Annotated in this window: 14 protein-coding genes; 2 read left to right on the top strand and 12 right to left on the bottom strand. The window is 60.1% G+C overall.

Annotated elements, in window-relative coordinates; translation table 11 throughout:
- Positions 1-239 precede the first annotated feature (239 nt).
- Together dmpI and F6V30_RS09265 are read left to right on the top strand one after the other, a co-directional pair.
- On the top strand, positions 240-440 hold the full coding sequence (gene dmpI, locus F6V30_RS09270; RefSeq protein ID WP_151156696.1) for a 4-oxalocrotonate tautomerase DmpI: 201 nt from the start codon (positions 240-242) through the stop codon (positions 438-440).
- 83 nt (positions 441-523) lie between these two features.
- Positions 524-877 (top strand): winged helix-turn-helix transcriptional regulator, encoded by a 354-nt coding sequence (locus F6V30_RS09265; protein ID WP_151156695.1) that lies wholly within the window; start codon positions 524-526, stop codon positions 875-877.
- A gap of 191 nt (positions 878-1,068) precedes the next feature.
- Here the strand turns inward: F6V30_RS09265 and F6V30_RS09260 are convergent, their stop codons facing one another.
- The 12 genes from F6V30_RS09260 to F6V30_RS09205 form a co-directional block, all read right to left on the bottom strand.
- A complete protein-coding gene (locus F6V30_RS09260) occupies positions 1,069-2,808 on the bottom strand; it encodes a zinc ribbon domain-containing protein (RefSeq protein WP_151156694.1) in 1,740 nt (579 codons plus the stop codon).
- A gap of 2 nt (positions 2,809-2,810) precedes the next feature.
- Positions 2,811-3,515 carry a hypothetical protein gene (locus F6V30_RS09255; protein ID WP_151156693.1) on the bottom strand — a complete coding sequence of 235 codons (705 nt, stop codon included), beginning with the start codon at positions 3,513-3,515 and terminating at the stop codon, positions 2,811-2,813.
- An 81-nt stretch (positions 3,516-3,596) separates the two neighbouring features.
- Positions 3,597-3,872, bottom strand: coding sequence for a helix-turn-helix transcriptional regulator (locus F6V30_RS09250; protein ID WP_246163398.1), 276 nt, complete (start codon positions 3,870-3,872; stop codon positions 3,597-3,599).
- Between the two features lie 47 nt (positions 3,873-3,919).
- Positions 3,920-4,489, bottom strand: coding sequence for a flavin reductase family protein (locus F6V30_RS09245; RefSeq protein ID WP_151156692.1), 570 nt, complete (start codon positions 4,487-4,489; stop codon positions 3,920-3,922).
- 77 nt (positions 4,490-4,566) lie between these two features.
- Entirely contained in the window at positions 4,567-7,914 is a 3,348-nt protein-coding gene (locus F6V30_RS09240) for an FG-GAP-like repeat-containing protein (RefSeq protein WP_151156691.1), read from the bottom strand.
- Between the two features lie 464 nt (positions 7,915-8,378).
- Entirely contained in the window at positions 8,379-8,678 is a 300-nt protein-coding gene (locus F6V30_RS09235) for a hypothetical protein (RefSeq protein WP_218043328.1), read from the bottom strand.
- A 116-nt stretch (positions 8,679-8,794) separates the two neighbouring features.
- On the bottom strand, positions 8,795-9,517 hold the full coding sequence (locus F6V30_RS09230; RefSeq protein WP_151156690.1) for a nuclease-related domain-containing protein: 723 nt from the start codon (positions 9,515-9,517) through the stop codon (positions 8,795-8,797).
- Positions 9,518-9,587: 70 nt separating this feature from the next.
- Entirely contained in the window at positions 9,588-10,325 is a 738-nt protein-coding gene (locus F6V30_RS09225; protein ID WP_151156689.1) for a DUF4197 domain-containing protein, read from the bottom strand.
- 85 nt (positions 10,326-10,410) lie between these two features.
- Complete coding sequence (locus F6V30_RS09220) at positions 10,411-11,100, bottom strand: aspartate/glutamate racemase family protein (RefSeq protein WP_151156688.1); 690 nt, start codon at positions 11,098-11,100, stop codon at positions 10,411-10,413.
- Between the two features lie 714 nt (positions 11,101-11,814).
- A complete protein-coding gene (locus tag F6V30_RS09215; RefSeq protein WP_151156687.1) occupies positions 11,815-13,233 on the bottom strand; it encodes an efflux transporter outer membrane subunit in 1,419 nt (472 codons plus the stop codon).
- On the bottom strand, positions 13,226-16,384 hold the full coding sequence (locus F6V30_RS09210) for an efflux RND transporter permease subunit (RefSeq protein ID WP_151156686.1): 3,159 nt from the start codon (positions 16,382-16,384) through the stop codon (positions 13,226-13,228). The genes F6V30_RS09215 and F6V30_RS09210 overlap by 8 nt, the downstream gene beginning before the upstream one ends.
- 18 nt (positions 16,385-16,402) lie before the next feature.
- A complete protein-coding gene (locus F6V30_RS09205) occupies positions 16,403-17,620 on the bottom strand; it encodes an efflux RND transporter periplasmic adaptor subunit (protein ID WP_151156685.1) in 1,218 nt (405 codons plus the stop codon).
- Positions 17,621-17,835: the final 215 nt, after the last annotated feature.

The raw sequence follows: 17,835 nt of genomic DNA, 5'->3' as shown, positions 1-17,835 counted from the left end.
TGCTTGTCACATTTTATAGCACTCTGGACCATAGTATCAAGCGAATAAATTACGTGGGGGCTACCGCATCGAAGGGCACCGTGGTGACCTTACCGCTTTGAAACTTGCTCCCTAACCAACATAGACGGCCGGTTGTCAGCCTTTGAATTCCCCATAAAAACACAAAAACATTGCTTCTGTTTTAGTAGCATGCTATACAATCGGTAGCAAGCTACAAAATGAATAGCAAGGAGACTATCATGCCGGTTATCACCGTTGATCTGCACAGCATCGATACGGAACAAAAAAAGGCCCTGATCGAAAACTTGACAAAGACCGCTGTAGAGGTCACAAATATCCCCGCTGAAAAGTTCACCATCCTGATCAACGAACTCGACAGCACCAACATCGGGATCGGCGGCCAGACGCTCGCCGAGCTCAAAGCCGCTCAGGCCCGTTAACACACAATACCCTGATCCGGTTGTCCGCGGCAGCCAGATCAGGGTTTGTTCATCCAATAACCCAAAGGAGACAATCGCTTCCGATGTCCATTCCAAGCCCAGGAAAAAAGGTACGCGGTTCTCTCTCCGGCACGCCGATCAACGCCCTGTTCGACCTGTTGGGCCGCCGCTGGGCGCTCGGCATCCTATGGAATCTGGAAAAAGGCCCCTGCACGTTCCGCAGTTTGCAGGAACATTGCAGGGACATCTCCCCCTCCATCCTCAATAGCCGCATCAAGGATTTGCGCGAGGCGGATCTGGTGGAAAAGACACTCGATGGGTACGTGTTGACGCGGCGGGGTAAGGAACTGCGCGACATCATTTTGCCGTTGGGGAAATGGTCTGCGGTATGGTCGAAAGAGGTCTTCGATTATATTAAGCCGGGTACGCTTGAATAGTTGGAGTATCGATCCTTCGGAATATCCCCCGGCATGTGGGCTTCTCAATAAACAGCCGGCCACCTTATTGTTTCCTGAATTAAGTATTATGTCCCCCCAAATTCCCCATTCTTAGTCCTACCGAAAAGCAATGAATCATAGTTTGTGACTGTCTTTGCAATAGCGGACAGAGAGAATTCCCCGAGAAGAAGTCACCCAGAAATAAATTCATCAGCAGCATTCTTTATAATTCTTGATCGTACATCTTTAATATAAGGTAGCGACATTAATTCAGCCCGCTTCGCTTGAACTATTGCTCCTACAGTTTCAAATTTTGTCTGTACTCTATCTTTCAATCGTCGGCTTATTGAAAGGGCTTCAACAGACTCTTCCAAAAGTGTGCTTACAATTGAAATAGACGTGACAGGCTGACCACATTCGCTACAAAATTTAGCATTTTGTCCTAACGGCAGTGAGCAGGCAGAACAAAGCTCACTAGGTAAGAGCAAAGAATTTAGATATGTGTGTATTTGGCTGTCGGATGATGAAAATTCGCGATAGTCCGTTAAACTCAAACGAGTGATCGCATCAGCAATTTTTGCGGTATCAAATGCTTTTTCCGTAGCCATAAGTGACAGATTGACTAGATAACGAGGCCCCGTGTTGCCACCAGCGATCTTCACTGTTCCCATTTGTGACACCATTCCGGAATAACTGAGCACATCAAAAGCCAATTTCAAATTAGGCGACATGTCTCGCTGTATAGTAAAAAAAGCTGACTGGTACTCGCTTTTTGTCTTTCGGTGATTCTTTGCTCGAATCTCGGGAATTATGTAACCTCTTAATAGATCTAAACCTACGCGAATATGGGACGCGTATTTCGGCAACCTCTTTGCAAGGCTTTGATGATATGGCAATAACTCCTGATCAACATAACTTTGAACGGCTAAACTGACCGAACGTTCAGATAAAGATGACTGCCCAGCCAAGGCACTATTGATAATATGTAACAGAGCTCGGGGATTGCCATTTGAAAGGTCAATACATAAATCTAATTCAGCCCCACGCTGGAATATCTTCTTTCTTATAGAACTAGTTTTAGGCAATCGCTTATCCAAAATACTACGAAAGTGTTGCCGGTTTTCTCGCCTCCCAGCCTCTCCAGGGTCGAAACGAAAAACTGGCAAAACTATTGCGTCTTGGCCAACCTCAAAATTGCGACCATAATTTGTGACAGTCGGATACACCGCAGCCTTGCAGGCAACCTTTCCGCCGTGAAGCAATTTAAATATCTCGAAAAAAATTGTTTGTTGGGTTGGAATAAAAGTGTGAGCAGCTTCATCAAAAAAGAAAATTATTTTTTTGATTGAAAAAAGCTCTGTTACCTCCTTGATTATATTTGTGAGAAAAGAAGTGTCTTGGGCTTTGGATATAAACTCCTTACCTATCTGGTCAATAATGGCGTTCTGATCTGTTTTCAAAAAAGCAAGTTTCTGAAGAAGGTGAATTTTATCTTCAAGATGAGCTTTGGTTTCTCGAACCGACTTAATACCAAAAACCCTGTAGTATGGATCATCGCTTCCCCCCTTAGCAATCAAGCTCATGCCAAGCAATTTTTCATGTAGTGCCTCAAGTAATTTAATATTTACCCAGATTTGAAAAGCATCTTTCTGATCCGCTTTTACACCTTCAAGAAGTGTACTAGTTTTAAAATTAACATAGACCCCAAGCTTTCGTCCCTCATTAAACTCAGCATCAAGCTCTATCTCTGCCATCCGCAACAACATTGATTTACCAACTCCACGTGCACCTTCAAGCAAATTAGCACCGCTTCCTTTAAGTGAATCGATAATTCTTCTTTCAAATTCACCAAGAACGGATACTTGACTAATTTGTTCATAGAGCAAATCCTCACATCTTGCGGTTTGCAGCAAGTCTTCGCTAGTGGTCATTATTATCTCCCAACCTGTGGAAAAGCCTTTTCAATATCTGCTTTAAGCCCATGGAATCTCCCGTATAGGAGGTCTATAATAGCCTTTTGTACATCCATGGTCAATTTCAGATGCTTAGAAATACCATTTTTATCAGCAGAGAATCGCTCAGGGGAAAGTGGCGGAAGACCTTCGACCTTCCCGTGTACAGTATTACTCAGTTTACGGTAAAACCGTTGAAAACGCACTGAATCACAAATTACATCAATATCATGGCATCCATGAACGTTGGCTAAATACTTAAGATAACTTGCTGAATTCAGGTGGGAGACCATATTGGAGTAACTTAGGTCAGCATCGAGTTGTCGCCATCCCCAGTACTCATGCGGTAGATCCCACATAAATACAACTGCCAGACCTTCTTCAAGTGCACGGCGGACCGACATTCTAGCCGGAACTATTAGCCCTATGGCGAAGAGATATAATGCTATAGTGAAATCAGTAAAAACTTCATCGAGGATATCAGAACAAATATCTTTCTGATAGTTTGTTACGCAGTAATTTTTAATCAATGTAGCTCGTATCTCATCTATAATTCTTGAATTTAAATCAATTTCATTAAAAAGAGGTATTGCATCATTTGAAAAAATAGAAATGTTCCGACCAAGGTGCTCATGAAAAGATGCGATCAAATCTGTAACTTTCTGTCGAGGGGCGTGATGAGTCATTTGTTGTCAGTCATCCTTCCTGATTATTTTCCATTGGTTATATAATTTGTATTATGTTCTTATCATATCCACATATCCTGATTACAGGAGCATCCTGTAGTCAATATGCAGCGCCGCCGCCAGCTTTTGGGCGCGCTCTTTTCCAATAACCCTTTTGCCGTTCTCCATCTCGCTGATATGCCGCCGAGGGATGCCGGTAGCCTCTGCAAGCTGCACCTGTGTGAGGTCTTCACGATAGCGAATACCCTTGAGATAACCCCCATGGGGGTTAGTCACCAGGTCAGGGAACAATTCCGTCGCGGGGATAGAGTCCGGGCTGCCAACGAAGTTGATATTTTCAGCAGGATGCTCTTTCATGTGTACTCGCATATCTAGGGCCAACAAAGTCTGACAGCCCCCCACCCTCACATAAACTTCCTCCCAACCGAGTAAGCCTTCCCCAGCAGCGGCCCGACGGCATGATACCCCTTGTGGGCGGTATCGTAGATGAGTGGCTGCAATTTGAGGATGTCGGGGAGACCGTCTTCACTCAGGGTATCCCGGTCCGCCTTCACATCGATAATCTCGCCGACAAACTGGGTGTGTATCCCCAGATCAAAGGTATGCACCAGCCGGCACTCCAGGACAAGCGGGTACTCCTCCGCATAGGGGGCATCCACCACGTCGCTCCTGACCACCGTCAACCCGGTCACGCCGAACTTGTCCGCGCTACGCCCCGAGGCCATCCCGGCATAGTCGGCTTCCGCCATGTACGCCCCGTTGGCGATCCCCACGGTGAACGCCTTGCGCTCCACAATACTGTCGTAGGAGTGCCGGGACTTGCGCAGGGATACGGCGATGCAGGGGGGCTCGGAACAGCAGACGCCGCCCCACGCGGCGGTCATGATGTTCGGCTTGCCTGCCTTGTCATAGGTTCCGACCATGAGTACGGGGGTGGGAAAAAGCAGTGTCTTTGCGCCAAGCGATTGTTTCATAGTATCTCCAGTGTAATTAGTAGCCCCGCAAGGATCAGGCGGGATACGTGCACTTTACCACCTTCACCCGCGCCCCGCTACTCGAACTGGTACAGCACCGTGTCGGAACCGATAAAGATGTCCTTCCTGCCGTTGCCGTTGACGTCCTTGACGGCAATGTTGTTGCCTTTCCCCAGGTTAGAGCCAAGGGGGGAACTGCGCCATTTCAACCCGCCCTGGGCATCGAGGATGGAGAATACCCCGTTGCTGGCCATGAGCCAGGACAGGCTGCCGTCGCCCTTCAGGTCCGCGATGCGCAAGGCGTCGAGCGCCGTCGTGCCATAGGTGAAAACGCTCTTCTTAACGGCGAAGGTGACGCCGTCGTAAACGTCGATATAACCGTCGTTGCGGCCGACCAGAACTTCCAGGCGGCCGTCCACGTCCACGTCCGCCACCTCGACAGCCCGGGCAGGGGTGGCAATAAGCTGTTTCTGGACGTGGGTCACCCCGTCGTAGACGATCAGGCGGTTGTCGGCCATGGTGAGGATGATATCCGGGTGGCCGTCCTTATCCAGGTCGGCGATCTTTATGCTGTGGACAAAGCTGCCTCCCAGATCGACGCTGCGCCACTTTTCCTGCATCGTGGCGCCGTCGAGAGCGACCAGGTACGCGCCCGTTGCCCCGCTATCCGCACGCCCCATGCCGGCAACGATTTCCGTAGTGCCGTCATTGTCCACATCCCCCAGGGCGACGGCGGAAAAGTAGTTGCTGCTGTACGTTGCGCTCTGCCGTTTCAGGGTGCCGGTCGCGCCGTCGTAGACGTTGATGAGGCCGCTGTACAGGTATGCGGAGGTGACGACAAGTTCGGCATGGCCGTCCCCGTCCACATCGCCGATGCTCACCGCACGGCTGCCCCCCATCCAGTCCAGCGGTTCGAGGTCTTTCCGGTATTTCAGGGCATGGGTTGCGGCGTTGAAGACATGGATTATCCCGCTGGCATAGCCGCTGTTGCTGGAAGCGGTGACCATGACGACCTCGTCCGTACCGTCGCCGTCCACATCCCCCGCAGCCAGGGCGCTCATGCCGTAGAGATCCTGGTTCTGCCACTTGACCGTGCCGGCCAGCGGGTCGGCAATGTACAGGTAATCGGGACCGCTCGACGTACCGCCGGCTCCCCACAGGAGTTCCTTTGCCCCGTCCAGGTCCACATCCCCCATGGCGATGCCGGAAACGCCGTGTTCGGGATTGGCGACGGCCCACCGTTCGGCATGGGTGCGGGCATCCACGGCATGGACCTTGCCCCACTGGCCATCGCCGTAGATGATCTCGGGGATGTCGTCACCATCCGTATCGGTGACCGTGACGGCCCCGATATCCTGGCTGGTGGCGATCTCCCAGGTCGGCGACTGGAGGTCGGCGTCGAAGATCGTGATCTTGTACCAGGACGAGGCGCCGATGATCTCCTGCATGCCGTCGCCGTCCAGGTCCGCCAGCCTGACCTTGGCGCCGAAGCTGTTGGCGTAGGCCCATTTGACCGCGCCCGTGAGGCCGCTTAACACGTACCCCTTGCCGCCGTAGGTGGTGGTGACGATCTCCGGGGCCGCGTCGGCATCCACATTGCCCACGGCGATGGAGGTGCCGCCGCCCGAGGCGACGCTCCACTTCAGCGCGCCGGTCTGGGAGTTGTAGACGGAAACCTTGAGGCCGTCGCTGGCGACGATCTCCCTGATCCCGTCGCCGTCCAGATCGGCCACGGCAATGTCGCTCAGCGAGGTAATGGTGTGCAGGGTGCGGATCTCTTTCAGGGTCGGCCCGTCGTAGATGCTGACGGTGCCGTCCGCTTGGGCGACGACCACATCGTCCTTGCCGTCGCCGTTCATGTCCGCAAGCAGGATACGGACGATGGCGACCCCGTACAGGGGGCTGCGCCACACCTGGTCATACCCGCCGCTCGCGTTTTTCCGGACGACGTACCATACGGAATCGGCGCCGACAATGGAACTGGCGATGATCTCCGGCGTCCCGTCGCCGTCCAGGTCGGTGGTGTACAGCCCGGCCAAGCCGATGTACGTTCCGTAGATCCCGTATTGCCACTGCTGCGCGATAAAGGCAGGGTCGCTGGCCGTGAGAGGCGTCACGGTCACGGTCACCGTATCCGCCGGACTGGTGGAGTTGCCGTCATACACCGTCAGCCGCAGGACATAGGTGCCGGCTTGCGTGGCGACGAAGGACGGGGTGGCGGTAGCGGCGCCGGTCAGGGCCGGATAGGCGGGACCGCTGGCAATGGTCCAGGTATAGGTGAGCGTGTCACCGTCTGCGTCGCTGCTGGCGCTGCCGTCCAGGTGAACCGTGGCATATTGGCTGACGGTCTGGTCGGGGCCGGCATTGGCCACGGGCGCGGTATTGACCGGCGGGGCGACGTTGGATGGCCGCTCCACCTGCCAGTCGGCACTGCCGTCGCCGTCTGTGTCCGCCTGGATTTGCAGGGTGGTTGCCTGGAAATCCAGCCTGGCCCAACGGCTGTTGGTCCCGCTGAAGGCGAGGGACCCCTGGGAGGGCCACTGATCACCGTAAACGGCAACGAGCGGCGTCCGGGTGGTAAGGTCCACATACCCCTGTTCGTGGTCATAGTAGCGCCCGGCCATGCTCTGGGTGAGGCTGCTCGCTCCATAGACGGTCGTCACTTCGTAATTTTTGAACCAGTAGGTCCTGGCGGTGGCTTGGTCCCGCAGGACCATGTTCATGGACAGGGTTTCGGTGGATGCGCTCAGATTGAACCCCCACGACAGGGAACCGGTCAGGGTGTAAGCGAAGCTGGAGGAGCGGAACGTCAGAGACGGGAAAGAAAGCGTGAGGCGGGTGAACTTCTGCCGGCTTGCGTCCAGGGCGCCGAGAATGTCGGTGGTTCCGTCGATGATGATCCCGTTGGCGGTGAACCCCTGATAGTCGATCGTCCCGGAGAAGGTACCGTCGGTATCGTTGACATCCAGGGTATAGCTGGCCGTGCCGCCGTTGTCCCCCGCTATCTGGTACGAGACGGCCCGGGCGACACTCTTCTTGGCCGTGGCGGTGGAGGGGGTCGAGGTGCGAAGCAGGGCGGCCTTTTGGGGGAGTTCCATGCGCCGGACCGATTGCTTGAGCGCCTGGGCACAAGCGAAAGCGGGAGGGCGCGCCACGGCTTGCGCAGTGCTGTCGTCGGTCGTTTTGGCGACGCTGCCGACGGCTGCGGCGATGCGCGTGCCGCCGTAACCGCCCAAGGCCAGATCCTCGGCGTTCGTCCCGGTCACCACGGCCATGGCGGCGGTCCCTTTGTACGACGACGAAGGGTCCACCAGTTGCCCGGATTTGGCGCTTCCTCCCCCGCCGCCGCTGCATCCGGCAAGGAACGCCGTCACGCACCACACCATGAAGAAACCCGCCATCCGGCTACCCGCCGTTTGTGCCATGCCCGCCTCCTGCCCAAGGATATGATGTGGTATCGCCGTGCGGCATTTTCACATGCCGGAGGCCAACCTTGCAGCGTCACGACGCAAAAACGGGCAGACAGGCAGCGTTATCACGCCAGCCCCACCCGCCGGGATCGCTCCCCCCTGCCCGCTTCAAACAACGCCGGCCCAATTGTGCAATAATTGCGCTCCCCCCTTCTACACTCCGCAAAAACGGTTTTCAATTAAAAACTAAACTGTTAATTTTATTAACATTTTAAGACAATGTTCCTATTTGACTGTTTTCACTTAAAAAAAGGCACCCGACCCACAGCCGGATGCCTTCCATTGCGTCATTTTGATACAAAAAAACTTTTGCGGCAGCGCCCAAGAACGACTCAAAGGCCGCTCATCGGGCCGCCTCGCACGTCCCTGCCGCCTCTTGTCCCGGCACCAGCGCCCTCAATCAACCGCCGGGCGCTTTCCTAACGCCTGCCGCCGCCACGGAACCCGCCACCGCGGACGACACCGCCGCCGCGGAATCCGCCGTCGCCGCCGCGGAAGTAGCCCCTGCCGTAGAAAACGTCCCGGCCATGGAAGCCGCGCCCGCCGTGGCCACCGGTAATGAACACGAAGTCCGAGCCCCAATAGCCGTAGGGATACGGGCCGTAATAGTCGCCGTAATAGCCGTAGTAGGGATGATAATAGGCGCCATCGTACACCGGGACGGCAACACAGCCAGTCACCAGGAGCGAGACGGCGATCAGAAGCAGTAGCCTTTTCATGTGGCACCTCCTTCGATGCCGGGTTCTTTCCCCCTTACTCTATAAGACGTTTCTTCCCGCTCTTTTGTTACAAAAATCCGCTGAAAAGGCGCCCCCGGAGAGCCCGGCGGCGGGCATCAACCGACCAGGGCGGCGATGGCCCGGATGGATTGCGCGATGTGACTTTCCAGGGGTGATCGGTCCGGCCGGTGGGCAAGGAGGAACGCCGCCAGGTCCGTTGACGGGATAATGGGGATGCCCCCGCCTTCAACCCGATCCAGGTTGTTGTCGCGGGACAGGGCGACCGCGCCGGTCACCCAGACGCGCACCCCGTGGTCCTTCAGATAGGTCGAGAGGAGGTGTACCTGCTGCCGCACCTGCTTGATGGGATTGCGCACCGTATCGCGGTACGCCGTGCCGCCCCGCCCGACCTTGTGGATGGTCCAGCGGCGGTCGTCAGAGCCGCCTTCCAGCACGCCGTTATGGCTTTTGGATTCGACGACGAAAACGCCGTTGGGACCGCAGACGATGAAATCCAGCTCCCGTTCGCCCGTTGACGACCGGGGGTCCGGGAGACGGACCTGATAGAAGATGGTGTAGGTGTCGGGGAGTTGTTTCAGGATGCCGAGGGAATAGTTCTCGCCGGCGGCACCGGATACTTTGGCGTTGTCCCGGTATCCGGCGGCCAGCAGGAGGATGCCCACCATCCCGAACCAGAGGAGAACCCCTGCGGGATACAGCGCCGAGGCCGCGAGCGCCAGGGGGAGGCCGATATATGCCACGTACTTTCGCCGTCTGCTACAGTCGCGGGCAAGCTCTTGGGTGATCCGGTTTTCCCGCACGTAGTCGGTGTTTGCCACTAGTTACTCCAGAGGGTATCGGGGGGCATGCGACCCTTTCATGTCGCCGCAACGCAACAACCGCTCGCCCCTACCTCCCGAACACCTTCTTCAGCAACTCGGTCCCCCGCGCCGCCGGGTTGGTCCTGATCTTCTTCTCTTCCTCGCCCAGCATGGTGAAGAGGCCGTCCACCGCCTTGGTGGCGACGTAGTGGTCCAGATCGAACCCCCCGACCGTCGCCCCGGCAAAGGGGATGGACTCCACCTTGCCCATCATCCGGTTGTAGCTGCGGGCCACGCCCACATCCTTCATGCTCGACGCGACCACCGGCTTGAACGCGCCATAGATCCGGTCGCCGGTCTTCTGCCGGAAATAGTCGGTCGCCGAGGTGTTGCCCCCCTGGAGGATCTTCCGGGCGTCGTCGAAGGTCATCTCCTTGAGCGCGGAGACGAAATACTCCGTAGCCTTGGGCGCCGCCTGTTCCGCGGCCCGGTTCATGCTGAGGACGAAGTCGTCCACCTGGGCCTGGAACCCGAACTTGCCCAGCAGGTCGGCGACGGTGCGGATCTTCTCGGGCACGAGGATCTTGATCGCGGCGTTGTTGAAGTAACCGTCCCGCTGCCCCACCGTCGTGACCGCCTTGGTCGTGCCGGTGGCGAGCGCCTCCTTCAGCCCCCTGACGATGGTGGAATCGTCCAGGCCGGCGCCGGAGGAGCCGGAAAGCCCCAACCCGCGGGTCAGATCGTCGAAGAAGCCGCCATGGGCGGCCAGGGGGGATATGCAGAGGAGCAGGACCAGGAATAGTGCGGATGCATGCAGGCGTTTCATAGTGCCTCCCAGGTGTGGTTCGGGGTCGCGAAAGGTCGGACTGAATTATTGTACCATCCAGCCCCGCATCTTTCCACTACCTCCATCACCCCCGTGCGTAATCCACAATGCCCTTCACATGGATGGCGGTCGTGTTCAGGAGCGGGATGCCCGATGGGTTCTGTTCCAGGATCAGCGGCAGCTCGGTGCAGCCGAGGATCACCCCGTCGATCCCCTCCCGGGCGGCCATGCGCCCGATAATCGCCAAAAGCCCCCCGCGGGTCTCGTCCCGGATGATCCCCAGCTCGATTTCGGACATCAGCTTTTCGTGGATATATCCCTGATCGGCCGCCGCAGGCACGACGACTGAAATCCCCTGTTCGGCAAACGGCGGGGCAAAGAAGTTGGCCTGCATCGTAAAAAGCGTCCCCAGGAGGCCGACCCGCCGCAATCCCGCGGCCCGTGCCGCGTCGAGGGTCGCGGTGACGATGCTCACCAGGGGGATGGGCGCTTGCGCCTGGACCCGGTCGAAAACGATATGGGGCGTATTGGCCGAGATCGCGGCGAAATCAGCGCCGGCCCGATGCAACGCCTCGACCCGCGCCACAAGGAGAGCGACCAGGAGATCCCACTCCTGCCGGGCAACCAGACCAAGCACCTCCTCGATATCGACGCTGTAGATGATAATCTCCGGGGCCGCCAGGCTTCCCGCGGACCGGAGCGCCTCGATAAGCCGCTTGTAATAATCAATCGTCGATTCCGGGCCGAGCCCGCCGATAATACCGATCTTTTTCATGGCACCCCCCTGTTTTTCCGTGGCATCCCCAGCCCCGGCCGAACCGTTTTCCCTCTCCCGCACACCATCCCGGCGGAGTGCGGGTCAACTATCCGGGTTTATTCCTGTATCTCCGAACGGTCATTTTTTATGGGTGCCGGGGTGTTTTTTCCTTGACAGCCCCCCTGCCAAAAAATCCGGCAAAGTAACCGGAGCGTCACAAAATCAACACCTTACCACACTACTCCCCAAGCTTTTCCACAGGCGGCTGGGGAAAGCCCGTCCCGGAAGGACGATGCGGGGTCACCCCCGGAGCAAGGAGCCATTTTCCTCGCCCTCCCCCTGCCCGTTCCGCCCCGGGCCGTTCCCGGCAGCCGTCCCGCCAACCACGTAAAAAAACAGGCACTTCACGAGAAGTGCCGTCTGTTTTACTCCACAAAAACACCCATTTCAACCGCAATTCCGCTATGTTAAAATTATTACCACATTCCCCTGATCCGTTAAAAAAAGTAACAAACAGCGATTATCCCGTCAACCAATCTATTTTACAGGAGAAAAGGCACCCGGGCCGCCTCCGGGCGCCCCTGTCTGTCCCATTATGATACAGGGGTTCCCCTCTCCATGTTGGGAACAACAACGGCACCACCTGCTCATTGGTTTTGCACCGGCTGGGAATGGCGGGGAGGCGCATTGGTGGGGATAGTTCCGGCAGCACGGCTTCCCTGGGCAACCGGCCTATTCCCGCCATCCGCCCCCGGCGGCGGCGTAGATGTTGACCAAGTCGTTCCTCAGGCTGGCGTCGGAGGCGGCCAGGCCCGCCTCGGAATCGAGCAGGTTGCGCACGGCCACCAGCACGTCCAACAGGCCGGTGTAGCCGTTGATGTACTGTTGCATGGCCAGGTCGGCCGCGCGGCGGTTCTGCCCCACCCCACTGGTGAGGGCGGCGTTGCGCGCGGTCTCGTGCAGGTAGCCGGACAGGGCGTTTTCCATGTTCTCCAGCGCCTCCAGCACGGTCTGCTGATACCCCAGGAACGCCTGTTTCTGCTGCGCGTCCGCCGCGTCGATCTGCGCCTCGATCCGGCCGAAATTGAGGAGCGGCTGCACCAGGTTGACGCCCACCCCCCAGGGGGTGGAGCCGAAGGGGGTCGCGGTCTGGACGCCGAACAGGGCGGTCAGGGAGATGTCGGGGAACAACTCCGCCCGGGCGGCGGACCTGGCCGAGATGGCTGCGGCAAAACGGCGCTCGGCGGCCCGGATGTCGGGCCGCGCCGCCAGGACCTTGGCCGGGGCCGCGAGCAGAATCCGGTGGTCCAGAGGTTTCAGTTCACGGGCGGTGGCGAGCAGGGCGTCCCTCGTCCCCGGCGGAGAGCCCATCAGCACGTTCAGGCGATTCATGGCGGCGTCGTAGGCGGTCTCCAGGGAGGGGATGAGCGCCTCGGTGGCCGAGACCTGCGCCGCGGCGCGCTGCACGTCGAAGTCGCTGGCCATGGCCCCCTGCACCTGCACCTTCACCAGTTCCAGGGTCTTCTGCTGGGTCTTGAGGTTCCGCCGGGTCAACTGGAGCTGGCGCTCATAGTTGCGCAGGTCGAAGTAATTGCGGGCCACCTCGGCCAGGAGGCCGACCCGGACCGCCTGGCTGCCCGCCTCGCTGGATTCCAGGAGAGCCGCCGCCTCGGCCGTGCGGGCCCGGTTGCGGCCGAACAGGTCGATCTCCCACGAGGCCTCCACATCGGCCCCGGCGATCCAGACGGTCTGATTGTTGGTGGCAAACCCCTGGTTACCGCGCTGGGCCCCGGCGACCCCGTTCACTTGGGGGAAGAGCCGCGACCGGGCGGCGCTCCGTCCGGCCCGCGCCTCTTCCACCCGGGCCTTGGCGATCAGGAGGGTCTTGTTGTTGGCCAGGGCCTCGGCCACCAGGGCGTCCAGGGTCGGGTCGCCGAAGCGGGTCCACCAGGCGTGGTCCACTTGGGCTTCCGGGGTAACGATCAGGGGGGCGTTCGGGTCCGTCGCCCCGGCCTTCCCGGTGAGGCGGTTCCAGAACGAGGGGGCGGCGATCCCGGAGGATTGGGGCCCCAGGGGGCCGCTGCACGCCGCCAGCAGCAGGACGGCCAGCAGGGCCGACAGTAGTATGGCAGTTGGTTTGAGCTTAGACATGGTGGTGTACCTCTTCCGTTTTCGTGATGCGTTTTTCCAGGGTGCGCATCAGCACATAGAAGACCGGCGTCAGGAACAGGCCGAAGAAGGTGACCCCCAGCATGCCGGAGAAGACGGCGATCCCCATGGCGTGGCGCATCTCGGCGCCCGCCCCGGACGAGAACACCAGGGGCACCACGCCCATGATGAAGGCGAAGGAGGTCATGAGGATCGGCCGCAGCCTGAGGCGCGCGGCCTCGACGGCGGCGGCCGTGGTGGTCTGCCCCCCGAGCTCCAGTTCGCGGGCGTATTCCACGATCAGGATGGCGTTCTTGCACGCCAGGCCGATGAGGACGAACAGGCCGATCTGGGTGAACAGGTTGTTGTCGCCGTGGGTGAGCCAGACCCCGGTGATGGCCGACAGCAGGCACATGGGCACGATGAGGATGATGGCCATGGGGAGGAACAGGCTCTCATACTGGGCCGACAGGACCAGGAAGACCAGCAGCACGCAGAGCGGGAACACCAGGATGGCCGTGTTGCCCGAGAGGATCTGCTGGTAGGTCAGCTCGGTCCACTCGAAGCCCATCCCCTTGGGCAGGGTGGCACCCAGGACCCGGGTGATGGCCGCCTGGGCCTGGCCGGTGGAGTAGCCGGGGGCCGGGGCGCCGTTCAGGTCGGCGGAGCGGAAGGCGTTGTAGCGCATGGCGCTGTCCGGCCCGGTGGTCTCGGACACCTGGACGATGGAGCCGAGCGGCACCATGCGCCCCTCGAAGTTCTTGGCCTGGAGTTTCAGGATATCGCTCGGCTTGGAGCGGAACTGCTTGTCGGCCTGGGCGATGACCTGGTAGGTGCGGCCGAACTTGTTGAAGTCGTTGACGTACAAGGACCCCAGGTAGATCTGCATGGCGTCGAACACGTCCTGCACATCCACCCCCAGTTGGGCGGCCTTGGTGCGGTCCAGATCGGCGTAGAGCTGGGGCGCGCTGATCTTGTAGCTGGTGAAGACCCGCGCCAGTTCCGGCGTTTTGGCCGCCTGGGCCTGCACCGCCTTCATGGTCCGGTCCAGCGCCTCGTACCCCTGGTCGGTGCGGTCCTCCACCTGGAGCTTGAAGCCGCCGATGGTGCCGAGCCCCTGCACCGGCGGCGGCGGGAAGATGGCGATGAAGGCACCGCTCACCCCGTTGAACTTCTGTTGCAGCTTCTCGGAGATGGCGAAACCGGACAGCTCCTTGGATTTACGCTCCTCGAACGGCTTGAGCGAGACAAAGACGATGCCCGCCGTGGGGCTGTTGATGAAGCCGTTGATGGAGAGGCCGGGGAAGGCTATGGCGCTCTCCACCCCCGGTTCCTTCAGGGCGATGTCCGACATGGCCCGGATGACCCCCTCCGTGCGGTCCAGGGTGGAGCCGTCCGGGAGTTGGGCGAAGCTCACCAGGTACTGCTTGTCCTGGGTCGGCACGAAGCCGGGGGGCACGTGCCGGAAGCCTGCGTAGGTGGCCCCCAGGAGGAGCGCGTACACCAGAAGCGCGGCGGATTTGCGCCCCAGGATGCCGGTCACGCCGCTGCCGTACCCGTGGGAGCCGGCGCGGAAGAAGCGGTTGAACCCCCGGAACACCGGGCCGAAGAGCTTGTCCATCCACCGGGTCAGCCGGTCCTTGGGGGCGTCGTGGGCCTTGAGCAGGATGGCGGCGAGGGCCGGGGAGAGGGTCAGGGAGTTGAAGGCCGAGATCACGGTGGAGAAGGCGATGGTCAGGGCGAACTGCCGGTAGAACTGGCCGGTCAGGCCGCTGATGAAGGCGATGGGCACGAACACGGCGCACAGCACCAGGGCGATGGCGATGATCGGCCGGGTGACCTCGCCCATGGCCTTGATGGTCGCCTCCCGGGGGGCCAGACCGTTCTCGATGCTGCGCTCCACGTTCTCCACCACCACGATGGCGTCGTCCACCACGATGCCGATGGCCAGGACCAGCCCGAACAGGGAGAGGGCGTTGATGGAAAAGCCGAAGAGGTGCATGACCCCGAAGGTGCCGATGATGGAGACCGGCACGGCCAGGAGCGGGATGATGGAGGCCCGCCAGGTCTGGAGGAACAGGATCACCACCAGGACCACCAGGGCCACCGCCTCCAGAAGGGTGTGCACGACCGCCTCGATGGAGCCGCGCACGAAGATGGTCGGGTCGTAGACGATGCTGTAATCGAGCCCGGCCGGGAAGTTCTTCTTCAACTGGGCCATGGTGCTGCGCACCTGGTCCGAGATGGCGATGGCGTTGGAGCCGGGGGTCTGGAAGATGGGGATGGCCACGGCCGGTTTGTTGTTCAAGAGGGAGCGGAGCCCGTATTCCGCCGCGTCCACCTCGATGCGCGCCACGTCCTTCAGCCGCGTGACCACGCCGTTGTCCCGCTTGATGATGATCTCGCCGAACTGGCCCGGGTCGGTCAGCCTCCCCTGGGCGTTGACCGGCAGTTGCAGTTCGACCCCCTCCTTGTAGGGGGGGCCGCCGATGACCCCGGCCGCCACCTGCACGTTCTGGCGGCGCACGGCGGCGACCACCTCGGCGGCGGTCATGGCGTGCTCCGCCACCTTCTGCGGGTCAAGCCAGAGACGCATGGCGTAATCGCCCGAGCCGAACAGCTGCACGCTGCCGATGCCCGGGATCTTGGCCAACTGGTCCTTGACGTTCAACAGGGCGTAGTTGCGCAGGTAGAGCATGTCGTAGCGCTCGTTGGGCGAGTTCAGGTGCACCACCATGGTCAGGTCGGGGGAGCTTTTCACCGTGGTCACCCCCAACTGGCGGGTGACCTCCGGCAGGCGCGGCAGGGCCTGGTTGACCCGGTTCTGCACCAGCTGCGTCGCCAGGTCCGGGTCGGTGCCGAGCTTGAAGCTGACCGTGAGGGTCAGGGTGCCGTCGCTGGCGGCCTGGGAGAACATGTAGAGCATGCTCTCCACGCCGTTGATCTGCTCCTCCAGCGGGGTGGCGACGGTTTCGGCGATCACCTTGGGGTTGGCCCCCGGAAACTGGGCCTTGACGATGACCGAAGGGGGCACGACCTCGGGGTATTCCGAGATCGGCAACAGGAACATGCAGATCAGGCCGGCCAACAGGATGGCGACCGAGATCACGCCGGCGAAGATCGGCCGGTCGATGAAGAATTTGGATAGGTTCATGGCGCGCTCTTTCCCGGTTTATTCCGTTGGTTGCCGGCTCGTTGCCGCCAGCCGGTCCGGCTCCTGCTGGTGGGCGACCTCCTGGACGCGCACCGTGCTGTCCGGCCGCACGTGCTGCACCCCGTCAACGATCACCCGGTCCCCCGGCCGCACCCCGGCGAGCACGATCCGCTCGCCCCTGGCCTGCTGGCCGAGCCTGACCTCCCGATAGGCGACCCTGTCGTTGTCCCCCACCACGTAGACGAACCGCTTGCTCTGGTCGGTGCCGATGGCCCGTTCCGGCACCAGCAGCACGGCGTTTTCGCTGCTGCTGGCCAAGCGGACCGCCACGAACATGCCGGGCACCAGGGCGCCGTTTCTGTTGTCGAAGCGGGCCCGCGCCCGGATGGTCCCCGAGGCGGGGTCGATGCGGTTGTCGAAGCTCTGGATCGTGCCCTGATAGGGATGGGCTTCGTCTCCCTGCACCGTCACCTCGACGCGTACCTGGCGCTCCTTGGCCGGGGTGTCGGCATGGGCCCGGATGCTGCTCATGTAGGTCTGCTCATCCACCTCGAAGTCGGCGTAGATCCCGTCGTTGGACACGATGGAGGTCAACAGCGGCGCGCCCGCCCCCGCCTGCACCCGGTTGCCCAGGGTAATCTCGGCGCGGCTGACCCGCCCCCCGATGGGGGCCTTGACGTAGGCGTGGTCCAGGTCGATGCGGGCCTGCTTCAGCTCCGCCTCGGCCACCTGGACGGCGGCCCGGGCGACCCGGTCGGCGTTGGCCCGTTCGTCGTAGAGGCGCTGGGCGATGGCCTGGGTCTGCACCATGTTGGCGGCCCGCTCCCGCTCGGTCCTGGCGAACCCGGCGTTGGTCCGGGCCGTGGCCAGATTGGCGCTGGCCTTGGCCACGGCCGCCTCATAGGGGCGCGGATCGATGACGAACAGCACCTCGCCCGCCTTCACGATCTGCCCCTCCTTGAAGCGGACCCCGGTGATGCGCCCGCTCACCTCGGGGCGCAGTTCGGCAAAATCCACGGCCCGCATCCGCCCGGAAAATTCGGACCAGATGCGCACGTTCTGCGGCTTGACCGTCACCACGCCCACCTGGGGGGGCGGCGGGGCCGCGGCGGTCGGCTGGGCGTTCACGTTCGCGGCCATGTGGTAGGCGGCCACGCCGGCCCCGCCGAGGGCGATTATCGCGCCAAGCCCCACGAGGACGGCGCGTTTCCTGATCTTGTTCGTCAGATGTTCCATGGCTTTTCTCCTTGCTGTCCGGGGCGGCCGGTTGCGTCACCCCGTGAGTGTCTATCGGTATGATTGTGCTGCCGTTTCATCTGCGGTTTCTTCCCCGTTCCCGTAACCCGTCGGGATCTTTCCCCTGTCTACTAGTTGACCGGTCAGTCAACAGAGGCGTCAAAAAATGCCGCTGGAAAGCGGCAGGGATGCGACGAAACGGCGTATAGAGTTGT

This window comes from Oryzomonas sagensis (assembly GCF_008802355.1).
Lineage (GTDB): Bacteria > Desulfobacterota > Desulfuromonadia > Geobacterales > Pseudopelobacteraceae > Oryzomonas > Oryzomonas sagensis.
Note: the sequence above shows the minus strand (reverse complement) of the source record. Positions and strands in the feature narration are given on the sequence as shown.

Excerpts from the sequence above, each read along its gene's own strand:
- dmpI (WP_151156696.1), top strand. The coding sequence starts at position 240 with ATGCCGGTTATCACCGTTGATCTGCACAGCATCGATACGGAACAAAAA.
- F6V30_RS09265 (WP_151156695.1), top strand. The coding sequence starts at position 524 with ATGTCCATTCCAAGCCCAGGAAAAAAGGTACGCGGTTCTCTCTCCGGC.
- F6V30_RS09260 (WP_151156694.1), bottom strand. The coding sequence starts at position 2,808 with ATGACCACTAGCGAAGACTTGCTGCAAACCGCAAGATGTGAGGATTTG.
- F6V30_RS09255 (WP_151156693.1), bottom strand. The coding sequence starts at position 3,515 with ATGACTCATCACGCCCCTCGACAGAAAGTTACAGATTTGATCGCATCT.
- F6V30_RS09250 (WP_246163398.1), bottom strand. The coding sequence starts at position 3,872 with ATGAAAGAGCATCCTGCTGAAAATATCAACTTCGTTGGCAGCCCGGAC.
- F6V30_RS09245 (WP_151156692.1), bottom strand. The coding sequence starts at position 4,489 with ATGAAACAATCGCTTGGCGCAAAGACACTGCTTTTTCCCACCCCCGTA.
- F6V30_RS09240 (WP_151156691.1), bottom strand. The coding sequence starts at position 7,914 with ATGGCACAAACGGCGGGTAGCCGGATGGCGGGTTTCTTCATGGTGTGG.
- F6V30_RS09235 (WP_218043328.1), bottom strand. The coding sequence starts at position 8,678 with ATGAAAAGGCTACTGCTTCTGATCGCCGTCTCGCTCCTGGTGACTGGC.
- F6V30_RS09225 (WP_151156689.1), bottom strand. The coding sequence starts at position 10,325 with ATGAAACGCCTGCATGCATCCGCACTATTCCTGGTCCTGCTCCTCTGC.
- F6V30_RS09220 (WP_151156688.1), bottom strand. The coding sequence starts at position 11,100 with ATGAAAAAGATCGGTATTATCGGCGGGCTCGGCCCGGAATCGACGATT.
- F6V30_RS09215 (WP_151156687.1), bottom strand. The coding sequence starts at position 13,233 with ATGTCTAAGCTCAAACCAACTGCCATACTACTGTCGGCCCTGCTGGCC.
- F6V30_RS09210 (WP_151156686.1), bottom strand. The coding sequence starts at position 16,384 with ATGAACCTATCCAAATTCTTCATCGACCGGCCGATCTTCGCCGGCGTG.
- F6V30_RS09205 (WP_151156685.1), bottom strand. The coding sequence starts at position 17,620 with ATGGAACATCTGACGAACAAGATCAGGAAACGCGCCGTCCTCGTGGGG.